This window comes from Aminobacterium sp. UBA4987 (genome assembly GCF_002396985.1).
GTDB classification, from domain to species: domain Bacteria; phylum Synergistota; class Synergistia; order Synergistales; family Aminobacteriaceae; genus Aminobacterium; species Aminobacterium colombiense.
In genome coordinates, this window is record NZ_DGZF01000001.1 from 179,744 (window position 1) to 196,944 (window position 17,201).

Below are 17,201 nucleotides of genomic sequence, written 5' to 3' on the forward strand. Positions count from 1 at the left end.
AAAAGATGGATAAGTTAAAAATGGCATTCCCCTTCGCTCATCAAATCGCCATTGCCATTGGGATTGTTATTGTCTGGATTATTGTAAATAAAGTAGTTTCTTTGACAACCTCACGTGGTTTTGACCTGCTCCATAAGCGGCTGGTGAAAAACGGAAAAAACGGAAGCAGGCCAGCGGCGCTACAGCGGATCGAAACACTGAAAGGAATAACTCTAAATGTGGTGAAGTGGCTTATTGCCGTTATTTTTGTGTTGAGTCTCATTGGCAGTTTTGGTGTCAACATAACTCCGATCTTGACCGGTGTCGGCTTGGCGGGCTTGGGAATATCCATGGCTGCACAGAATATTATTCGTGATTTCTTAAATGGTATTTTTGTTGTTTTAGAAGACCATTACGGAGTGGGAGATTGGATAAATACATCTATGGGAGGTGGGACAGTAGAAAAACTGACTCTTCGCACCACCCATTTACGCGATATTGATGGAAATCTCATTATTATTCCTAATGGAAGCATCAATGGCGTTACAAATTATACTAAAAACTGGTCTCGCGCCGCGATCAAGATCCGAGTTCCTTTCGATTCAGATGTACGGAAAGCAATGAAAATAATGGAAGAGACAGCACATACACTTCAGCGGGAAAACTCCTCTCTTTTTATAGGCTCTCCCACAGTTCAGGGTATTCTTGATTTTCTTGACAGCTCCATGGTTTTGAGAACACTTTTTGATACGACACCAGGAGATCAGTGGGCATTATCCAGGGAATATCGCCTGAGGGTGAAAGAAGCTTTTGATGAGGCAAATATCCCTATGGCCATACCACAAACAGAAGTAAGGCTTCATTCTCTGGAGCCAAAGAAAATTCCGTAAGGGAGAGGGCGTTCCTTCCCTCCAGGAATGGCATTGACGATTTCTCCTTTCCACAGGAGTTGGGAGGAACCGCCACCATCAAGATTTAGTACTGTCGAGAGACCTAGGTTATGTGCAAGCTGGCTTGCCTCCATAAGGGTAACTCCATTGCTGTGCCAGGGGTCTCGGCCATCTACTACAATCCACCAGAGCGCCTTCCCATCAGTGCCAACAAGGGTTCGAGGATGTCTACGTTCTCGGAAACCTTTTGAAAACCCTTCATTTTTAGTTTGAAGTTGTCCATCCAATAAAAGCATAGGGCCGCCCTGCAGGGCAAATATGGCTTCCCGCATTGCTGAATCTCTCCATTGTACTTCTATTGAGAGGGGATTCCCATGTTCCAGCAGAGAATTAACTATCTGTATGCCATATCCCCTTGCAGCAAGAAGAACATGTCCTTCCGGCACGATTCGCCGAGCTTTGTCCCCTCGATTTAATTTTTTCACGGCCCCTTGCTGAAGTAAGAATGCCTCGGCGTCAGATTGCAAAGGACGGGGAAGGGCGCCAGCTTCCGGGGAGAAAAGAGCCAAACCGTTTTGTGACGGAAAAGTGTTTAAAGAGCCGATAGGCGCAATACGGTCATTTTTTCGTAGTACGGCTCGAAACTCGCCACTTCCGAAGAGAGCTTTACCCTTGGCAGTCCAGCCCACAGCGGAACGCCTTTCATATGAAGGAAAGAGGGGAATGCCATTGATTAATAGCGTTCCTATTGGTTTCCCTTTTGTAAAAAATCCTCCATTTATAGCTCCTTCTGCTTTTAACTCTTTATTCATTTGACTTAGGGGGAGAATATATTTTCCTAAAGAATGGGCGGTAACAATAAAAGGAGATTGCTCGTCCTTTATCTGTATGGCAGCCCAGAAGAGCGCATTGCCTCCCTGTTCGCTATAGGGAACAACTTGTCCAGCCAGATCAGCGGGTATTCTAGCGAGAACTTCCCATGCTTTAACATAATTTGTGTATGGTCCAACATAAACAGCATAAGCACATTCAGTATTTGCCATAAAAGCCGACAAACCCTGTTCTGATAAATTCTTTTGGAGGGACAGGGCATTTTCTTTATCCTGGAACTCCTTTATGAATATAGCCCAGGAACTTGGCGGAGTGCCAATTTTCTCACGGCAGACCCGTAGGGAAGCGTATTCTCCATGAAAAGTCTGATCCCAACTAATAGAACGTCGACATTGTATAAGCCAGTCTTTTAGCTCTTGAAGATCCTGGGGGTTTAGATTTTCCAGGGGATCAGATAGAAAAACTTCAGGAGCACAAGGAGTACATGCTTTTCCCAAAGTTAGGTATGGGATCATATACTCAGGTATCTGCGGATTATTCTTAGGGACAAGAAAGTTAATGAGTCTTGCCTCGTGAGACCACCCCATGGCTTTGAAGGCGAAAAGCAATGCTTCCATGCGAGTCGCTTCTAGATCTGGATGGAATCGCTCTCCTGGGAAGATAATGCCATATGCCCGTGCTGTTTCTACAGCTGGGAATGCAGGGTGGTTTTCTGGCACATCTGAGAAATGTTCTTCTCCTGTCCATCTTGGGATAGCCAGAGATTCGATGATTGCTTCGGCCATTATTCCCCTGCTTATGGCTTCAGCGGGAATAGCCTGAAATATCAATAGGAATATGATAGAGGAGATACACCATAAGGCTGTTGTTGTCTTTTTACGTGCCATAGTCAGAACTCCTTTTCAACGTGATATATAATTATTCTCTCATCCCTTCTACAGGAGGGCAATCGTGCTTAGGACTCTTTTTGTATAGAAAGCAGAGAATGGCCATTTCGGAGGTTGACAGAACTGTCACTGCTACTTATAATACTCACGTTTCGCAATGAGGGGCTATAGCTCAGCTGGGAGAGCGCTTGAATGGCATTCAAGAGGTCAGGGGTTCGAGCCCCCTTAGCTCCACCAGAATATTTAAAGCAGCTGCACTACGCAGCTGCTTTTTTCCTTTTAAGGCCTGTTTGAAGTTTCCAATATTTTTATATTTTCTTTTTTGTGTTTTGATGTTCTTTTGTACTATACTTGTTCCACTTGGCCCAATGGCTATTTTGTTTGTATAAAGAGGAGGAGGGTAAATGTCACCGAAGGGTTACCACTTTATTGTTGAGGCTTCAGGGTGTGGGGGCGTTATCGGACAAGTTGAACGTTTGCAGGAAATCCTAGTGGAAGCAGCGAAGAGAGCGAATACCCAAGTCTGGTCCGTGTCCTTTCATCGATTCCCTCCCAATGGAGTGAGCGGCGTTGTGGTTATCAGCGAATCGCATCTATCTGTTCATACGTGGCCTGAAGCACAATATATGGCTCTTGACATATATACTTGTGGTGAGCACAGCATGCCTGAGGTTGCTGTGAAATATGTGCTTGAACAGGTTGGTGCCGCCCATACCCATATAACAGAAATTACCCGTGGTATTGATGATGGCGACGAAATTTATTACCACTCGTTTATTACCTGGGAAGAGAGGCTGAAAGAAGAAGTAGAGTAGATGATTTTTTCTTCTCGTGTTACTTTTTAGGATGGAGTAAATACAAAAGAGGCCAGGTAAAACCTGGCCTCTTGCATTTATTATGGCAGCCCCAACGGGATTCGAACCCGTGTCTCCACCTTGAGAGGGTGATGACCTCGGCCGCTAGTCGATGGGGCCTTGTTTTCTGGCTGGGGAACCTGGATTCGAACCAGGATTACCTGATCCAGAGTCAGGCGTGCTGCCGTTGCACCATTCCCCAATATCATCTGCATCTTACGCAGCGAAGGGTATATTATCATGGTCTTTATGAAACTGCAACCCCCTTTCCTTTTCAGGGCGGCGAGATGATCAATTTGAAAGTCAAGACTTCTTTCAGAAATACTTTTTGGGATAGAATTCTGAAATATTTAATAAAATAAAATTTGACAAGTTTAAAAATAATATGTAGAATGTCGTCACTTTTAAGGATACAGAATACACCAGAGGCAAGGAGGGGAAAGCAGTGAATGTCAATCTAAATATATTAATTAACATAATAATTATACTTCTAGTCATTATTAGCTGCGGGTCCTCTTCCGGAGTGCCTACTGGCGTTTGATTTTTAGCCAGCAGACTTTTCGGGGGTCGGCCCTTTCAGGGTTCGACCCCTTTTTTTATACATCCATTCAATCACACTAATTTTTTAAAAAGTTAAACATTTAAAGAAGTAAAGGGCATTTTCGTGTAGAGTTTTTTGTTTTGAACATACAAACAATATTCAGGGAGGGATTTTTATATGAAACAGGAAAAAATGGAAAGGGAGCAGTGGGGAAGTCGAATTGGCTTTCTACTCGCTTCAGCGGGGTCGGCAATTGGTCTTGGTAATATTTGGCGCTTTCCCTACATTACGGGGAAAAATGGTGGGGCTGCCTTTCTAGTGATATATATTGCTTTGGCATTTACTATTGGGGCATCGGTAATGTTGGCAGAGTTTGCCATCGGGCGCGCGGCAAAAAAGAATGCAGTAGGGGCTTTCAGGGAGCTCAAAGGTGGAGTATGGCCTCTCGTTGGTTGGATGGGGCTGGCTGTGGCTTTTATTATCCTCTCTTATTATGCTGTTATCGGAGGGTGGACCTTTGCTTATATTTTTAAGTCTTTCACAGGTCTCATGTCGCTTCATGATATATCAGCTGCTCAGGATTCCTTTTTAGGCTTTATCGCCAATCCCACTCAAGTTCTCCTGGCTTTTTTTGTTTTTATGCTTATGGTTGTTCTTGTAGTGTATAAAGGAGTTGGACAAGGTATTGAGCGTGCCAGTAAAATTCTAATGCCTGGGCTTTTTATTGTCCTGCTTGTTCTTGTTACCAGGGCTTTGACACTTCCTGGAGCATCAAAAGGCATTGCTTTTTATCTTAAACCAGACTTTTCGAAAGTCACCGGAAGCACTATTATAGATGCTCTTGGACAGGCTTTTTACTCTCTCTCACTTGGTATGGGAATCCTCATCACGTTTGGTAGCTATATTGGGAAGAATGAAAATATCCCAAAGTCAGTTGTCACAGTTACTTTTCTTGATACCCTTGTTGCTTTTCTTGCGGGATTAATAATCTTCCCTACTGTTTTTGCTTTTGGTATCGACGCAGGAGCAGGGCCTGGCCTCACTTTTATTACCTTACCAGCCGTTTTTTCGAAGATGTGGGGCGGCATGGTTTGGTCGGCGCTCTTTTTTGTACTTCTCTTTATAGCTGCCCTTACCTCGTCAGTATCACTTTTTGAGGTTGTTGTTTCTTACTGTAAAGATGAACTGGGCTGGAGCAGAGGGAAGAGTTCACTCCTTATGGGGACGGCTATTTTTCTTTTTGGGGTTCCATCAGCCCTGTCCCAGGGGGCTTATCCTATCAATCTCTTTGGTAAAAGTTTTCTCGATGCCATGGATTGGATGTGCAACAATATCCTTTTAACTACAGGCGGTCTTCTGATTTGCCTTTTTGTAGGGTGGGTTGTAACAGATAGAATTAAAGATGATATCTCTAATAAGGGCAGACTCAATTTTGCGCTAATGTCGCCATGGCTTTTAATACTGCGCTTTTTAGCTCCTATCGCTATCGTCATGATTATGTGGAGCGGTCTTCGTTAAAGGTTCTACTTGTCTGTAGAGAGGACATCTTATTAAGATGTCCTCTCTTTTTTTAGCTGGAAACCTTATGGTATAGTGTATTATATTGCATGTCATCTGTAGATTCCTTTATTCCAGATTAAAAGATAAATGAAATTATACAAGGAGCGTGACAATAAATGAGAAAAAACAGCGCCTCATATAAAGAGATGCTGAAGAAACGTCCCCTGAATGTTCAGGCTTTATGGGAAAATGAAGAAGTAGGCTTAGTAAGCGGACGGGACATTGTCAGGGCTTTTCGGGAAGCTAATGCTATCATCCTTGCAGTTAATGCAAGAAATCCGCTAACTATAAAAGGGGTATTCAAAGCAGCTCAAAAATTAAATGCCGCTGTATTTATTGAGATCGCAAAGTCGGAATCAACATACTGCGCTGGTAATTTTGATAATCTTCCCGAGTATGCGGTGAAAACTTCCGCTGAATTAGGGCATGGTATCGTTTTTGGCCTTCACGTCGACCATTATGCCATTAAGTCTGAAAAGGATCTATTTAAAGCGGTGGGGCATCTTCCATCTGTGATTCAAAAAGGCTGGACGTCTGTAGCTATAGATGCTTCCCATATGCCGGATTGGGAAAACCTCTGCTTCACTCGGGACATAGCCATGCACATTCCTCCCTATCTGGGACTGGAAGTAGAAGTGGGCGAGATAAAGGGACCAGGGGAATTAACCACAGTTGAAGAGGCTCAATTCTTCATTGGTGGACTTAATTCATGGGGAATATTCCCTGACCTTCTAGCTATTTCCAATGGAAGCCTTCATGGAACGTACGATACAGGACAGCAGGAAGGAATTGATCTTCAGCGTACCCAGGACATTGCTCATGTTATTCGCCCCTTTGGTGTTTCTATAGCCCAGCACGGTATTTCAGGAACTCCCATTGAGAAGGTGGCTAAATTCGCTAATTTTGGAATCAATAAGGGGAACGTCGCAACCCTTTTTCAGAATATTGTCTTTGGGATAAAAATGGATTCTGATACGGGAAATGCCATAGCAGAGAACGGTTCATATGTTAAAGAACCCCATCGCGGCGTTTCAGAAAAGACATGGCAGAAAATTGTAGAGTGGTGTGACAGTCAGAGCTACAGCAGAAAAGATGGGAACTATAAAAAAGCGAATCTTCCGCTAGGAAACGTGATCTTAGAGGAATCCCCTGAAATCATTGGCCGTATTATCGACGAAACAGAGGAATGGGCCAGCCGCTTTATCAAAGCCTTTAACGCTGTGGACTCAGCAGACAGGGTGCTCGAGGTTATTGCAAAACGCTCTGATCATAATGGCGCCCCCGAGCAGGCTATTTTGGGAAAAAGATCAGATTATACAGAAGATCGAGCTCCGGGACATTCTCTAAAGGATGGGGGAGACTATTCAGATTAAATTCTGTGCAGCTCTTGACAGACATGTAAAGTAATTATATAAAGTTGCCTCAAATACGAATGATTTGTAGCAAGCGATGAAGAGGAGAGTAGTTTTGTCCCCGTCCGAAACAGAGAAGAAAAGCCACGGGCTGAGAGCTTTTCACGGAAAGACAGGATGAAGACCACCTCGGAGCAGGTGTCGAAGCCAGAGGGATAAGGCACAGGGAAGCCGCCCCAATAGCGGAAAGAGAGCCGGCATGTCCGGAAATGGAGTGGAACCGCGAGTGAGCCCACATCGTCTCCAAATTAAGGAGAGATGTGGGCCTTTTTATTTTTGGGAGGTAAGGAAATGGCAAGGCAGGGTATATTGCATCGATACGAAAAAGATTTGCCCTTAACAAGGGCGACACCCCGTATAACGCTCATGGAAGGTGACACTCCTCTTATTCACTTAAAAAATCTAAGTCGTGAATTAAAAGTGGAACTTTGGGCCAAGTTTGACGGCTTAAACCCAACGGGATCTTTTAAAGACAGGGGTATGGTCATGGCTGTCGCAAAAGCCCTTGAAGAAAAAACGACGGCGGTTATATGCGCTTCTACTGGTAATACATCTGCCTCTGCAGCTGCTTATGCTGCTTCTGCTGGTTTGGCCTGCTTTGTTTTACTCCCCGCAGGAAAAGTTGCTTTAGGAAAATTAACACAGGCCTTGATTTATGGGGCAAAGGTTGTCGCCGTCAAGGGAAATTTTGATGAGGCATTACAGCTGGCCCGAGAAGCAGCTCTTTCGAAAAAAATAACTCTTGTAAACTCTATAAATCCCTATCGCCTCTGGGGGCAGAGATCTGCTGCATGGGAAATTTGTGATGAGTTGCAAAAAGCTCCTGACTGGATTGTGTTGCCAGTGGGGAATGCGGGAAATATTAGTGCATATGCAGCAGGACTGGAATACTACAAAGAAATAGGAAAGATTGACTCGATGCCGCGCCTTATGGGTGTTCAGGCTGAGGGGGCCGCTCCCCTTGTGCTTGGACGGATAGTAGAAAAACCAGAAACAGTTGCAACTGCGATTCGCATTGGAAACCCAGTGAATGCAGAGAAGGCCGTTCGGGCAATAGAAATGAGTAATGGGAAGTTTGATGCTGTAACAGACACAGAGATTCTTGAGGCACAAAGAGAATTGGCATCTCAGGATGGAGTATTTGCAGAACCTGCTTCTTGTGCCCCTCTTGCCTTTCTCTTGAAACAGAAGAGGGCTGGCAAATTATCTGAAGGATTGCGAATTGTCCTTATTCTGACAGGGAATGGATTGAAAGATCCTGACAGCCCTCTTCAGGGTTTACCAGGGCCAATTTCAGCAGAGGGAACGTTGGAAGCTCTGAAAGGAGTTTTAGGATTATGAGGCTCTTTAGGGTGAAGGTGCCGGCTTCCAGCGCTAATCTGGGATCAGGTTTTGATACGTTGGGACTGGGATTGTCCCTGTATAACTTTTTTGATGTGCGAGCTTTTTTGAAAAAAGGGTCCTATGTTCTTGAAATAATAGGAGAAGGGAGCGGTGAACTCGGTAGAGAGAACAACGCTCTTATCCAGAGTTATGAATTTGCCTGCAACAAATGGGGGATTGATCCCCCGGGTCTGGATTTGTGTTCTCTTAACGCCATTCCTATGGCTCGGGGGCTTGGCAGTTCCTCCACGGCCATTGTGGCAGGTGTTGCCATAGCAAACACATTACGGGAAAATTCCCTTCAAAAGGATGAACTTTTATCTCTTATGGTAGAGTTAGAGGGGCACCCTGATAATGTTGTTCCGTGCTGTATGGGAGGGATGGTTGTCAGTGGAGTGGATGGAGGAATTATCCGCTTTGTAAAAATGCCGCCTTTACCTGAGGACATGGTGGCTGTTGTCGCAGTGCCTGAAGTTCGGGTGAGTACTCAGAGTGCACGAGAAGCACTCCCGACGAAAGTTTTTTTGAAAGATGCTGTTTATAATATAAGCCGAGCTGCTCTTCTTGCGGCTTCATGGAGTACAGGAAACTGGAGCAATCTTCCCTGGGCTATGGGTGATCGCCTCCATCAGCCCTTTAGGGCCCGCCTTTTTCCTGGGGGAGAAGAAATATTAAGGGAGCTTTCAAATGCACCAAATTGTTCGGGAGTGGCTATTAGCGGTTCTGGCCCGAGTATGATTGCTTTTGCCAGGGGATTGGCAGGAGATATTGCCAAACTTATGTGTTCGATTTTTTCTCGACATGGTATCCGGTCGCGCTTTTTCGTATTGAGGGAAGATCGCGAAGGCTTGAGCATCTTTTAGGCTGTTGACAATGAAGGGAGGGTATTTTTAAGATGACGAAGAGAGACGAGAACAAGCCAAACAGGCAAGTTGTGAAAAATTTGGATGTGGCTAAGGTCGCTTTGCTTGGAGTACCAGACATCCCTGGCATAGCTGCTTCCCTTTTTGCAGCCCTTGCTGATGCGGATATTAAGGTTGAAATGATTGTACAGAGTGTAATGAGAGGGCAGGTGAACGATATAGCCTTCCTTGTGCAGAAAAGTGGAATAGAAGGGGCAATACGAGTTTGTCGTGCCGTTTCTATGGAAATTGGCGCTCAAGGTGTGACCTTTGACACTGAAATAGCCAAAGTATCGGTTTTCCCACAGGATTTTGACCCTAAAGTTCCATCAAGGGTTTTTTCAGCTCTAGCTCACAGAGAAATCAATATCGATATGATTTTGGCGACTGAGTGTTTTGTAACCTGCGTGGTAGCAGCATCTTATGTGGATGACGCAGTAGAGGCGCTGGAGTGGGAGTTTAAAGAAGAGAAGAGCACCAGACAGAGGTCTTCTTCCAGTGACTGATATAAGGTAGAATAGCGACGGTGTTTTTAACACCATATTTTTTTATGGGTGGTGTAGCTTAATGAAAAAAGGCCTGAGGTATGTGAGAGCTTGTGCTGTTATTGCCTTTCTTTTTATCTATGCAGGAGCCCTATGGGGAATAGAAGCTCATGTAACAGCTGATACCATGGTGTATCACTCCAGAACGGGGGATTTTACAGCCGAAGGCAATGTGCGAATTCAGAGGATGGAGTTAGAGATAACAGCACCAATGGGAGAAGGCAATTCCCAGACGGGACATGTAATTTTATCTGGGGGGGTTCACATCTTTGGAAAATGGGAGAACGAACCTGTTGACCTTACGAGTGTCTTTTTAGAAGGACATCTTTCAAATGGAGGCAGATACTCCCTTCGGGAAAATGTTTCTGGATATTTGGGGGCACGCATAATAGATGCCCAGGAATTGGAAGTCAGTGAAAGCAGTTTCATTGCGAAAAAAGTAAAAAAGTTTGAAGACACGAAACAAAAAATGTTCCTTTCCGCTTCAACTGTTAAAGGGAACATCTCTAACGGGGAAACCACTGACATACAGGCGTCAGGCGATGTGGTCATTGTTATTACAGAAACAGATGGGCAGAAGACACGTATAACTGGCTCTAATGCGGTTTATTCTAAGGCCCAGGATAATATAAAAGTATGGGGGAATGCTCTTGCGGTACAGCCAGAACGAACCCTTAGAGCAGAAGAGATACTTTATTCCCCTCAATCAGGGAAAATATTGGCTTCTGGAAAACCACAAATAACAATTCAGATCCAGGATAAGGAAGGGAAAAAGCAATAATGGGCGCAAAGACGCTTAAAGCCAGAAAGGTTTGTAAGGCCTTTAAAGGGAGAACTGTAGTTTCATCAGTGGATCTTGATGTGCATATGGGTGAAATCGTAGGACTTCTTGGTCCTAATGGTGCTGGTAAAACGACTACGTTTTATATGATAGTCGGGCTTATAAAGCCAGATTCGGGGCGCGTAATGATTGACTCAAAGGACATTACCCCCTTTCCTATGTTTCGCCGAGCTCGAATAGGAGTAGGATACCTTCCTCAGGAGGCTTCTATCTTCAGGAACCTCACAGTAAAAGAAAATATTGAGATCGTGCTGCAGGAGCTGGGAAAACCCCAAAAAGAAATAGAAACCATGGTCTCCCATATCCTGGAAGAATTAGGGCTAACATCTCTTGCTTCTATTCCTGGGTATGCGCTCAGCGGCGGCGAGCGAAGGCGGGTGGAAATAGCCCGGTGCCTTTCTATAATGCCAGATTTCCTCTTGTTAGATGAGCCTTTTAGCGGGATTGATCCTATCGCAGTCTACGACATCCAGCAGATCATTCTGAGCCTTCGGGCAAAGGGATATGGAATATTACTCACAGATCATAATGTCCGCGATACTCTGGCCATTACAGATCGAACATATCTGATTCATCAGGGAGAGATTGTTATAGAAGGCTCTCCTGATGAGGTGGCTCAGAGCGAAGTGGCAAGAAAATTTTATTTAGGAGACAGATTTTCCTGGTAAAGCAAAGGAATTTTTTCAAAATGCTGCTTTTCAAGTATGAGAATCAATTTTTCAGCAGCGTCCTTAACCTTCTGGGACAAAGATTCACCCAGGTTCTGGCTGAAAGGCTGTATGCCAATATAGATAATTGTAATTTTCTGAGCGATATCTTCAAGAAGCATCCCTAATGGGAGGCCGTGAGTACTAAAAGAAACATTCTCCACCATATGGAGTGGAATACGACGGACAGATCCCGGCGGAAGATCCATATCTGCAGCGTCAACGATCAAAAGCAGATTTGGGAGGTTCCGTTTTAATGGGGCAATATAATTTTCAGGTATAGTTTCGCAGTCTATGGCAGTGATCGGATGTAGAGCCCTTTTTTTATGCAGCTCTTTTGCGATAAAGGGTCCCACGCCATCATCGCCGAAAAGTGGGTTGCCAATACCCCAAAGTGTTATAGTACTCAAAGAAGCACCTCATTTCTCTTAATTATTTCAGGAGGCGTATTATATGTCCTCTCGTGTTTCCCGAATGGTTCGTCATGCCCTGGTCATGATGGTTGGTACATTTGCTAGCAGAATTCTAGGACTAGCCCGAGAAATAGTAACGGCGGCACTTTTTGGAGCGTCAAGCCAGCTTGATGCTTTCTATGTTGCCTATACCCTTGCCAACCTTTCACGGCAAATGCTTGCAGAGGGAGCCCTGTCCGCGGCTTTTGTCCCTGTATTTTCTCAATCCCTGGTTCAAAGAGGGAAAGAAAAGGCATCTCACTTGGCAAGACAGGCTTTATGGATTCTCCTTGTAGCTGGAACAGCTGTCGTTTTCGCGGGCGTTATTCTGTCACCATTTCTCGTTAAAATTATGGCGCCAGGTTTTGACTCTGTCAAAGCTTCACTTGCAATTTCCATGACGCAATGGATGTTCCCTTTTTTAATTCTGGTGTCTTTGGCGGCATTGGCCATGGGTGTTCTAAATAGTCTTGATTCATTCTTTGTACCGGCCATTGCTCCTGCCCTGAGCAATGTGGTATATCTTCTGATTCTCTTTTTCGCTGCGTCGCGGCTAGGAATATGGACCCTCATTATAGCTGTTTTAGCAGGAGGGGTCTGTCAGATGGTGCTTCAATGGGTTTGGAGCGCCTGGAATGGAGTTCTGCTATTACCGGAAAAACCGAATTCAAGAGATCCTGAATTACGGAAAATGATGAAACTTTTTTTCCCTTATGCTGCTGGTCTCTCATTGAATCAGATAAATCCTGTCATCAGCCGCGTATTAGGTTCTTTTCTCCAGGATGGCGCTATTTCTGTGCTGAATTATGCTAACAGAGTGATACAGCTTCCTCTGGGGCTTTTTGTCATTGCCATCTCCCAGGCAGTCCTTCCTGAACTTTCCCGCTGCGCAGTTGGAGATGAAAAGGAATTTCGAGAAACAATGCGAGATGCGGTAAGATTTGCCCTTTTTGTTATTCTTCCAGTGACAATAGGTCTTGTGCTGGTTTCTGATGAAGTAGTAAACCTGTTATTTTATCGAGGGGCTTTTAATGCGTGGGCATGGCACGCCACTGGTATAGCTCTGGCCATGTATGCCTGGGGGCTCCCGGGAATGGCCTGTACGACAGTTTTTCTTCGGGGGCTCTATGCTCAAAGCAACCCTAGATCGGCGTTGCTCGTGACTCTCGCAAGCGTGGTATCCAATGTTGTATTCTGTTTGCTTCTCGTCAAACCTATGGGCTTTGCTGGACTTGCTCTTGCCACTTCCCTGGGGTTCACTTTCTCATCATTTGCAGGAGGGTATCTTCTTGCCCGAAGCATTAATCACCCTCTTGACATTTTAGGCGTAAAATGGACCCTTCGTATTTCCATAGTTTTAGGCGCTATGGCTTTTACAGTGTGGAAGTTTAAATCTCTATGTCCTTATCCTATAGATGCAGGGTTGCTTTTAAGATGCGGCTGGCTCTTCATAGTCATGCTTCTGGGGGCTTTGATATATATGGGAGGGACACTGGCCTTTCATTTTCATGAGTGGCAATGGCTTAGAGGTGCTCTTAAGCGAAGGGATAAAGAATAGATTAAGGAAGGAGAACATAATGACAAGGAATAAAATGAAACTGGTTTTGCTGGTTTCAATCCTGTTAATGGGGCTGACTGGAACTTTGGGGTGGGCTTCTAACTCTCTGCAAGAGAAGATTGACGAGCGAACAACTGTTATATGGATTGAAGGAACAGCGTTGGGAGATATGGTTATTGGGTCTCGTGCCCAGGCGGCATTTGTATATGTAGATGGCACCCTTTCCCATGCTGTCGCCTCAGATCCCAATGCACCGGAATGGCTGAAATGGCATTCAAACCATTATTCAGATAAAAAACTAAAGAACAGGGCGCTCTTTATCATGCGATACAAAGCCATAAAACGATGGTCTTTTTCTCCAGAAATGATTCGAATCGGTGAGTATAAAGTAACTGGCGACGATATACTTACGAGCAAAGATTTCATGGCCGTTGGCGAGCTCCCCCCTGATAGTACGGGGACCTTGGCTTTTTCCGTGCCTGCAAAATATGTTCCCAAGGGCCGGAATATTCTTATTTCATTGGGTGATTTTTCTGGAGAGCTGAATGTTCCAAAGAGGTGACAATGAGTGGAAAGACGATTTTTAACATTAGGGATAGAGAGCAGCTGCGATGATACGGCTGTTTCAATACTAGATGGACAAAGGGATGTTAAGGCTGATTTGATATCAAGCCAGATAAAGGATCATGCTCCCTTCGGCGGTGTAGTTCCGGAATTTGCTTCGAGAAAACATCTTGAGGCGATTCTTCCCTTGGTCGACAGAGCGTTAGAAAATGCGGGAGTTAGCGATCCTGCCCAGGAGCTGTCACTAATTGGAGTAACTGCCGGGCCAGGGCTTATGGGATCTCTTCTTGTAGGGGTTATGACAGCCAAAGCTCTTGCTCAGACATGGCATATTCCCATATTGGGCGTTAATCATCTTGAAGGGCACCTTTTTGCGAATGTAGTTGCTTCTCCTGATCTGGAACCCCCTTTCATCTGTCTTATTGTTTCTGGCGGGCATACAGAAATAATTTTAGTAGAGGATTTTGGGAACTACAGTCTCTTGGGAGCTACACGAGATGATGCTGCTGGAGAAGCTTATGATAAAGTAGCCAAACTATTGGGCCTTGGTTATCCTGGAGGCCCTATTATCGATTCTCTTGCCCATAAGGGAAATAGCGAAGCCTTTTCCTTTCCCGTTCCTTTAAGATCAAGTGACGAGATTGCCTTTAGTTTTAGCGGCTTAAAGACAGCGGTACTATGGGCGGTAAAAGATTTGAAAGAAAAAAGCGTTGATCTTCCTATCGCTGATCTTTGCGCTTCTTTTCAGAAAGCGGCAGTGGAGGCTTTGATGACGAAAGTGGAACGAGCTGTCGAAGTTACGGGCATACGAAAAGTTGCTATATCAGGGGGAGTAGCTGCCAATCGAGGATTACGAAACGCTTTACAGAGAAAGAAAGACTGGAATGTGTTTATTCCACCAGCAATAAGGTGTACGGACAATGGGGTAATGATAGCAGCTGCTGCATATAACGGGTATAAAAGAGGCCTTATTTCCGACCTTTTTTTAACCCCCAATCCTTCATGGCCGCTGGTTTAGCGCTTATTAAAATTAAAAAAGTAAGAAAAAGATAGAAATTAAGAGTTAATAGGATAATATCATGAATAAACATGGCTAAACGCTTCTAGTTATCCTTGAGATTCAAAAGTAGGGCAATTAATATCTAAGCCGTTCGGTTAGCACTCAATGACAAGGAGTGCTAATATACGAGACAGGATATTATTATAGGGAGGGATTTTCGAATGAATTTAAAACCGCTTGGTGATCGTCTCGTGGTGAAGGTCATCAATCAGGAGGAAAAGACAAGGGGAGGAATTGTTCTTCCAGACACTGCAAAAGAGAAACCTCAAGAGGGAGAAGTTGTAGCAGTTGGCACAGGAAAAGTTTTAGAAAACGGCCAAAAGCTTCCTCTTGAAGTCAAGGTTGGCGACCGCATCATTTTCAGCAAATATGCTGGAACTGAAGTGAAGCTTGACGGAGACGAATACATCATCTTCAGCGAACGCGATGTGCTTGCGATTGTTGAAAAGTAAGAGACGAGAATTAGATCTTTAAGGGAGGAATACAAAAATGCCGAAGATCCTAACTTTTAGTGAAGAAGCCCGCCACGCCATGCTGCGTGGTATTGATAAAGTTGCTGATACAGTGGGGGTTACCCTTGGGCCCAAAGGACGGAACGTTGTCCTTGAGAAGAAGTTTGGCTCACCCACGATTACAAATGATGGTGTTACCATCGCAAAAGAGATCGATCTTGAAGATTCTTTTGAAAATACAGGCGCTCAGCTTGTTAAAGAAGTAGCTTCTAAAACAAACGATGTTGCTGGAGACGGAACTACTACCGCTACAGTTCTTGCCAGGGCCATCATTCGCGAAGGCATGAAGAACGTTGCTGCTGGTGCCAATGGGATGCTTATGAGACAGGGCATAGAGAAAGCCATCGACTTTGTGGTGGATGAATTGAAAAAAATGGCTATTCCCGTTAAGAACCGTGATAAGATTGCCCAGGTCGCCGCAATTTCCGCTAACGATTCCGGCATAGGCCAGCTTATAGCAGAAGCCATGGAAAAAGTCGGACAGGATGGCGTTATCACTGTTGAAGACAGCCAGACTGTTGGAACAACTCTTGAAATGGTCGAGGGACTTCAGTTCGATAAAGGCTATATCAGCCCTTACATGGTGACAGATCCTGAGAGAATGGAAGTCGCTCTTGATGATGCATATATCCTTATTCACGATGGAAAGATCAGCAATATAAAAGACCTTCTCCCAGTGCTTGAAAAAGTAGTGCAGACTGGCAAACCTCTTCTGATTATTGCTGAGGATGTGGAGGGAGAGGCTCTCGCCACCCTTGTAGTCAACAAACTGAGAGGCGTTATGCAGGTCGCCGCAGTGAAGGCCCCTGGTTTTGGTGAACGCCGCAAAGCCATGCTTAGCGATATCGCCATTGTAACTGGTGGTCAGGTTGTGAGTGAAGATGTAGGCATTAAGCTTGATAGCGCTGACATTTCCATGCTTGGTAAAGCAAAGAAAATCCGTGTTACCAAAGAAGAGACGACCATCGTTGAGGGTTCTGGTAATCCAGACGAGATCCGCAAACGGGCAGCCCAGATCAAACGCGAACTTGAAGACTCTACGTCCGATTACGATAGAGAAAAACTACAGGAACGCCTTGCCAAGCTCGTTGGCGGCGTGGCCGTTATACAGGTAGGGTCCGCTACCGAAACAGAGCAGAAAGAACTGAAGCACCGCATAGAAGATGCACTTAATGCTACAAGAGCTGCAGTAGAAGAGGGTATTGTAGCGGGTGGCGGCGTAGCCATAATCAACTGCATTGCCTCCCTCGAGAAATTCCTCGAGAACTTTAATGGTGATGTAAAAACAGGTGGAACTATTGTTCTGAGTTCCCTTTCGTCCCCCCTGCACCTTATCGCCCAAAACGCAGGATTCCAGGGCGATGTCATTGTTGAGAAAGTCCGCGGCTTAAGAGCTGGGAATGGTCTTGATGCGTCTACTGGCGAATATGTAGATATGATTGAAGCCGGAATAATAGACCCCGTTAAAGTTACGCGGAGCGCTTTGCAGAATGCTGGCTCCATAGCAGCCATGGTTCTGACTACTGAAGCTATTGTTGCCGATAAGCCGGAACCCAAGGGTGCAAGTCCCATGCCTGGCGGCCCCGGAATGGGCGGCATGGAAGGCATGTACTAGAATTTGTTATAAAGATACAAGCCCCCACTTTGTGGGGGCTTTTTCTTTTACACTTCTTCCCTTTCTGGTAATATAATTCATATAACGTATTTACCTTGAGAATTTAGT

Annotated in this window: 17 protein-coding genes and 3 tRNA genes; 15 read left to right on the forward strand and 5 right to left on the reverse strand. The window is 44.9% G+C overall.

Annotation, left to right across the window (positions count from 1 at the left end; all coding sequences use genetic code 11):
* Window positions 1-5 precede the first annotated feature (5 nt).
* Window positions 6-869, forward strand: a complete 864-nt coding sequence (locus tag B2U56_RS00885) for a mechanosensitive ion channel family protein (RefSeq protein ID WP_013047968.1) — start codon at window positions 6-8, stop codon at window positions 867-869.
* On the opposite strand, the gene B2U56_RS00890 is transcribed toward B2U56_RS00885, so the two are convergent.
* Entirely contained in the window at window positions 839-2,587 is a 1,749-nt protein-coding gene (locus B2U56_RS00890) for a phosphodiester glycosidase family protein (RefSeq protein ID WP_013047969.1), read from the reverse strand. The two genes, B2U56_RS00885 and B2U56_RS00890, sit on opposite strands and share 31 nt — an antisense overlap.
* Window positions 2,588-2,748: 161 nt before the next feature.
* Between B2U56_RS00890 and B2U56_RS00895 the strand changes: the two genes are divergently transcribed.
* Both B2U56_RS00895 and speD read left to right on the forward strand, forming a co-directional pair.
* A tRNA-Ala gene (locus tag B2U56_RS00895) sits at window positions 2,749-2,824 on the forward strand.
* Window positions 2,825-2,991: 167 nt separating this feature from the next.
* Window positions 2,992-3,402 carry an adenosylmethionine decarboxylase gene (gene speD / locus B2U56_RS00900; RefSeq protein ID WP_273312624.1) on the forward strand — a complete coding sequence of 137 codons (411 nt, stop codon included), beginning with the start codon at window positions 2,992-2,994 and terminating at the stop codon, window positions 3,400-3,402.
* A gap of 83 nt (window positions 3,403-3,485) precedes the next feature.
* Here the strand turns inward: speD and B2U56_RS00905 are convergent.
* Together B2U56_RS00905 and B2U56_RS00910 are read right to left on the reverse strand one after the other, a co-directional pair.
* Window positions 3,486-3,561: transfer RNA gene (locus B2U56_RS00905), tRNA-Glu, on the reverse strand.
* Between the two features lie 8 nt (window positions 3,562-3,569).
* A tRNA-Gln gene (locus B2U56_RS00910) sits at window positions 3,570-3,643 on the reverse strand.
* 516 nt (window positions 3,644-4,159) lie between these two features.
* Here B2U56_RS00910 and B2U56_RS00915 point away from each other — a divergent pair.
* The gene (locus tag B2U56_RS00915) at window positions 4,160-5,500 is read left to right on the forward strand and encodes a sodium-dependent transporter (protein ID WP_286951619.1); all 1,341 of its coding nucleotides are present in this window, start codon (window positions 4,160-4,162) and stop codon (window positions 5,498-5,500) included.
* Window positions 5,501-5,658: 158 nt separating this feature from the next.
* Window positions 5,659-6,915, forward strand: a complete 1,257-nt coding sequence (locus B2U56_RS00920) for a class II fructose-bisphosphate aldolase (protein ID WP_013047973.1) — start codon at window positions 5,659-5,661, stop codon at window positions 6,913-6,915.
* A 49-nt stretch (window positions 6,916-6,964) separates the two neighbouring features.
* Here the strand turns inward: B2U56_RS00920 and B2U56_RS00925 are convergent, their stop codons facing one another.
* On the reverse strand, window positions 6,965-7,192 hold the full coding sequence (locus B2U56_RS00925; RefSeq protein WP_286677210.1) for a hypothetical protein: 228 nt from the start codon (window positions 7,190-7,192) through the stop codon (window positions 6,965-6,967).
* Window positions 7,193-7,245: 53 nt separating this feature from the next.
* Between B2U56_RS00925 and thrC the strand changes: the two genes are divergently transcribed.
* From thrC to lptB, 5 genes are all read left to right on the forward strand, one after another.
* Window positions 7,246-8,295, forward strand: coding sequence for a threonine synthase (gene thrC / locus B2U56_RS00930; RefSeq protein WP_013047974.1), 1,050 nt, complete (start codon window positions 7,246-7,248; stop codon window positions 8,293-8,295).
* Window positions 8,292-9,200, forward strand: a complete 909-nt coding sequence (gene thrB, locus B2U56_RS00935) for a homoserine kinase (protein WP_013047975.1) — start codon at window positions 8,292-8,294, stop codon at window positions 9,198-9,200. Before thrC ends, thrB begins: the two co-directional genes overlap by 4 nt.
* Before the next feature lie 32 nt (window positions 9,201-9,232).
* Window positions 9,233-9,745 (forward strand): ACT domain-containing protein, encoded by a 513-nt coding sequence (locus B2U56_RS00940; protein WP_052292794.1) that lies wholly within the window; start codon window positions 9,233-9,235, stop codon window positions 9,743-9,745.
* 61 nt (window positions 9,746-9,806) lie between these two features.
* The gene (locus tag B2U56_RS00945; protein WP_286951625.1) at window positions 9,807-10,565 is read left to right on the forward strand and encodes an LptA/OstA family protein; all 759 of its coding nucleotides are present in this window, start codon (window positions 9,807-9,809) and stop codon (window positions 10,563-10,565) included.
* Entirely contained in the window at window positions 10,565-11,293 is a 729-nt protein-coding gene (lptB, locus tag B2U56_RS00950; protein WP_013047977.1) for an LPS export ABC transporter ATP-binding protein, read from the forward strand. The genes B2U56_RS00945 and lptB overlap by 1 nt, the downstream gene beginning before the upstream one ends.
* Here lptB and B2U56_RS00955 read toward each other — a convergent pair.
* Window positions 11,266-11,742 carry a hydrogenase 3 maturation endopeptidase HyCI gene (locus B2U56_RS00955; RefSeq protein ID WP_286951627.1) on the reverse strand — a complete coding sequence of 159 codons (477 nt, stop codon included), beginning with the start codon at window positions 11,740-11,742 and terminating at the stop codon, window positions 11,266-11,268. The genes lptB and B2U56_RS00955 overlap by 28 nt on opposite strands.
* A 43-nt stretch (window positions 11,743-11,785) precedes the next feature.
* Here B2U56_RS00955 and murJ point away from each other — a divergent pair, with 43 nt between their 5' ends.
* The 5 genes from murJ to groL all read left to right on the forward strand — a co-directional run bounded on the left by murJ (window position 11,786) and on the right by groL (window position 17,093).
* Complete coding sequence (murJ, locus tag B2U56_RS00960; protein WP_286951629.1) at window positions 11,786-13,342, forward strand: murein biosynthesis integral membrane protein MurJ; 1,557 nt, start codon at window positions 11,786-11,788, stop codon at window positions 13,340-13,342.
* 19 nt (window positions 13,343-13,361) lie between these two features.
* Complete coding sequence (locus B2U56_RS00965) at window positions 13,362-13,904, forward strand: hypothetical protein (RefSeq protein ID WP_286951630.1); 543 nt, start codon at window positions 13,362-13,364, stop codon at window positions 13,902-13,904.
* A gap of 6 nt (window positions 13,905-13,910) precedes the next feature.
* Window positions 13,911-14,924 (forward strand): tRNA (adenosine(37)-N6)-threonylcarbamoyltransferase complex transferase subunit TsaD, encoded by a 1,014-nt coding sequence (gene tsaD / locus B2U56_RS00970; protein ID WP_286951632.1) that lies wholly within the window; start codon window positions 13,911-13,913, stop codon window positions 14,922-14,924.
* A gap of 203 nt (window positions 14,925-15,127) precedes the next feature.
* Window positions 15,128-15,418, forward strand: coding sequence for a co-chaperone GroES (gene groES / locus B2U56_RS00975; RefSeq protein WP_013047982.1), 291 nt, complete (start codon window positions 15,128-15,130; stop codon window positions 15,416-15,418).
* Between the two features lie 37 nt (window positions 15,419-15,455).
* Entirely contained in the window at window positions 15,456-17,093 is a 1,638-nt protein-coding gene (gene groL / locus B2U56_RS00980; RefSeq protein ID WP_013047983.1) for a chaperonin GroEL, read from the forward strand.
* The last annotated feature ends 108 nt before the right edge of the window (window positions 17,094-17,201 follow it).

Bases quoted from the DNA above. Each gene is read 5' to 3' on its own strand.
- B2U56_RS00885 (WP_013047968.1), top strand. From the start codon at position 6: ATGGATAAGTTAAAAATGGCATTCCCCTTCGCTCATCAAATCGCCATT.
- B2U56_RS00890 (WP_013047969.1), bottom strand. From the start codon at position 2,587: ATGGCACGTAAAAAGACAACAACAGCCTTATGGTGTATCTCCTCTATC.
- speD (WP_273312624.1), top strand. From the start codon at position 2,992: ATGTCACCGAAGGGTTACCACTTTATTGTTGAGGCTTCAGGGTGTGGG.
- B2U56_RS00915 (WP_286951619.1), top strand. From the start codon at position 4,160: ATGAAACAGGAAAAAATGGAAAGGGAGCAGTGGGGAAGTCGAATTGGC.
- B2U56_RS00920 (WP_013047973.1), top strand. From the start codon at position 5,659: ATGAGAAAAAACAGCGCCTCATATAAAGAGATGCTGAAGAAACGTCCC.
- B2U56_RS00925 (WP_286677210.1), bottom strand. From the start codon at position 7,192: ATGTGGGCTCACTCGCGGTTCCACTCCATTTCCGGACATGCCGGCTCT.
- thrC (WP_013047974.1), top strand. From the start codon at position 7,246: ATGGCAAGGCAGGGTATATTGCATCGATACGAAAAAGATTTGCCCTTA.
- thrB (WP_013047975.1), top strand. From the start codon at position 8,292: ATGAGGCTCTTTAGGGTGAAGGTGCCGGCTTCCAGCGCTAATCTGGGA.
- B2U56_RS00940 (WP_052292794.1), top strand. From the start codon at position 9,233: ATGACGAAGAGAGACGAGAACAAGCCAAACAGGCAAGTTGTGAAAAAT.
- B2U56_RS00945 (WP_286951625.1), top strand. From the start codon at position 9,807: ATGAAAAAAGGCCTGAGGTATGTGAGAGCTTGTGCTGTTATTGCCTTT.
- lptB (WP_013047977.1), top strand. From the start codon at position 10,565: ATGGGCGCAAAGACGCTTAAAGCCAGAAAGGTTTGTAAGGCCTTTAAA.
- murJ (WP_286951629.1), top strand. From the start codon at position 11,786: ATGTCCTCTCGTGTTTCCCGAATGGTTCGTCATGCCCTGGTCATGATG.
- B2U56_RS00965 (WP_286951630.1), top strand. From the start codon at position 13,362: ATGACAAGGAATAAAATGAAACTGGTTTTGCTGGTTTCAATCCTGTTA.
- groES (WP_013047982.1), top strand. From the start codon at position 15,128: ATGAATTTAAAACCGCTTGGTGATCGTCTCGTGGTGAAGGTCATCAAT.
- groL (WP_013047983.1), top strand. From the start codon at position 15,456: ATGCCGAAGATCCTAACTTTTAGTGAAGAAGCCCGCCACGCCATGCTG.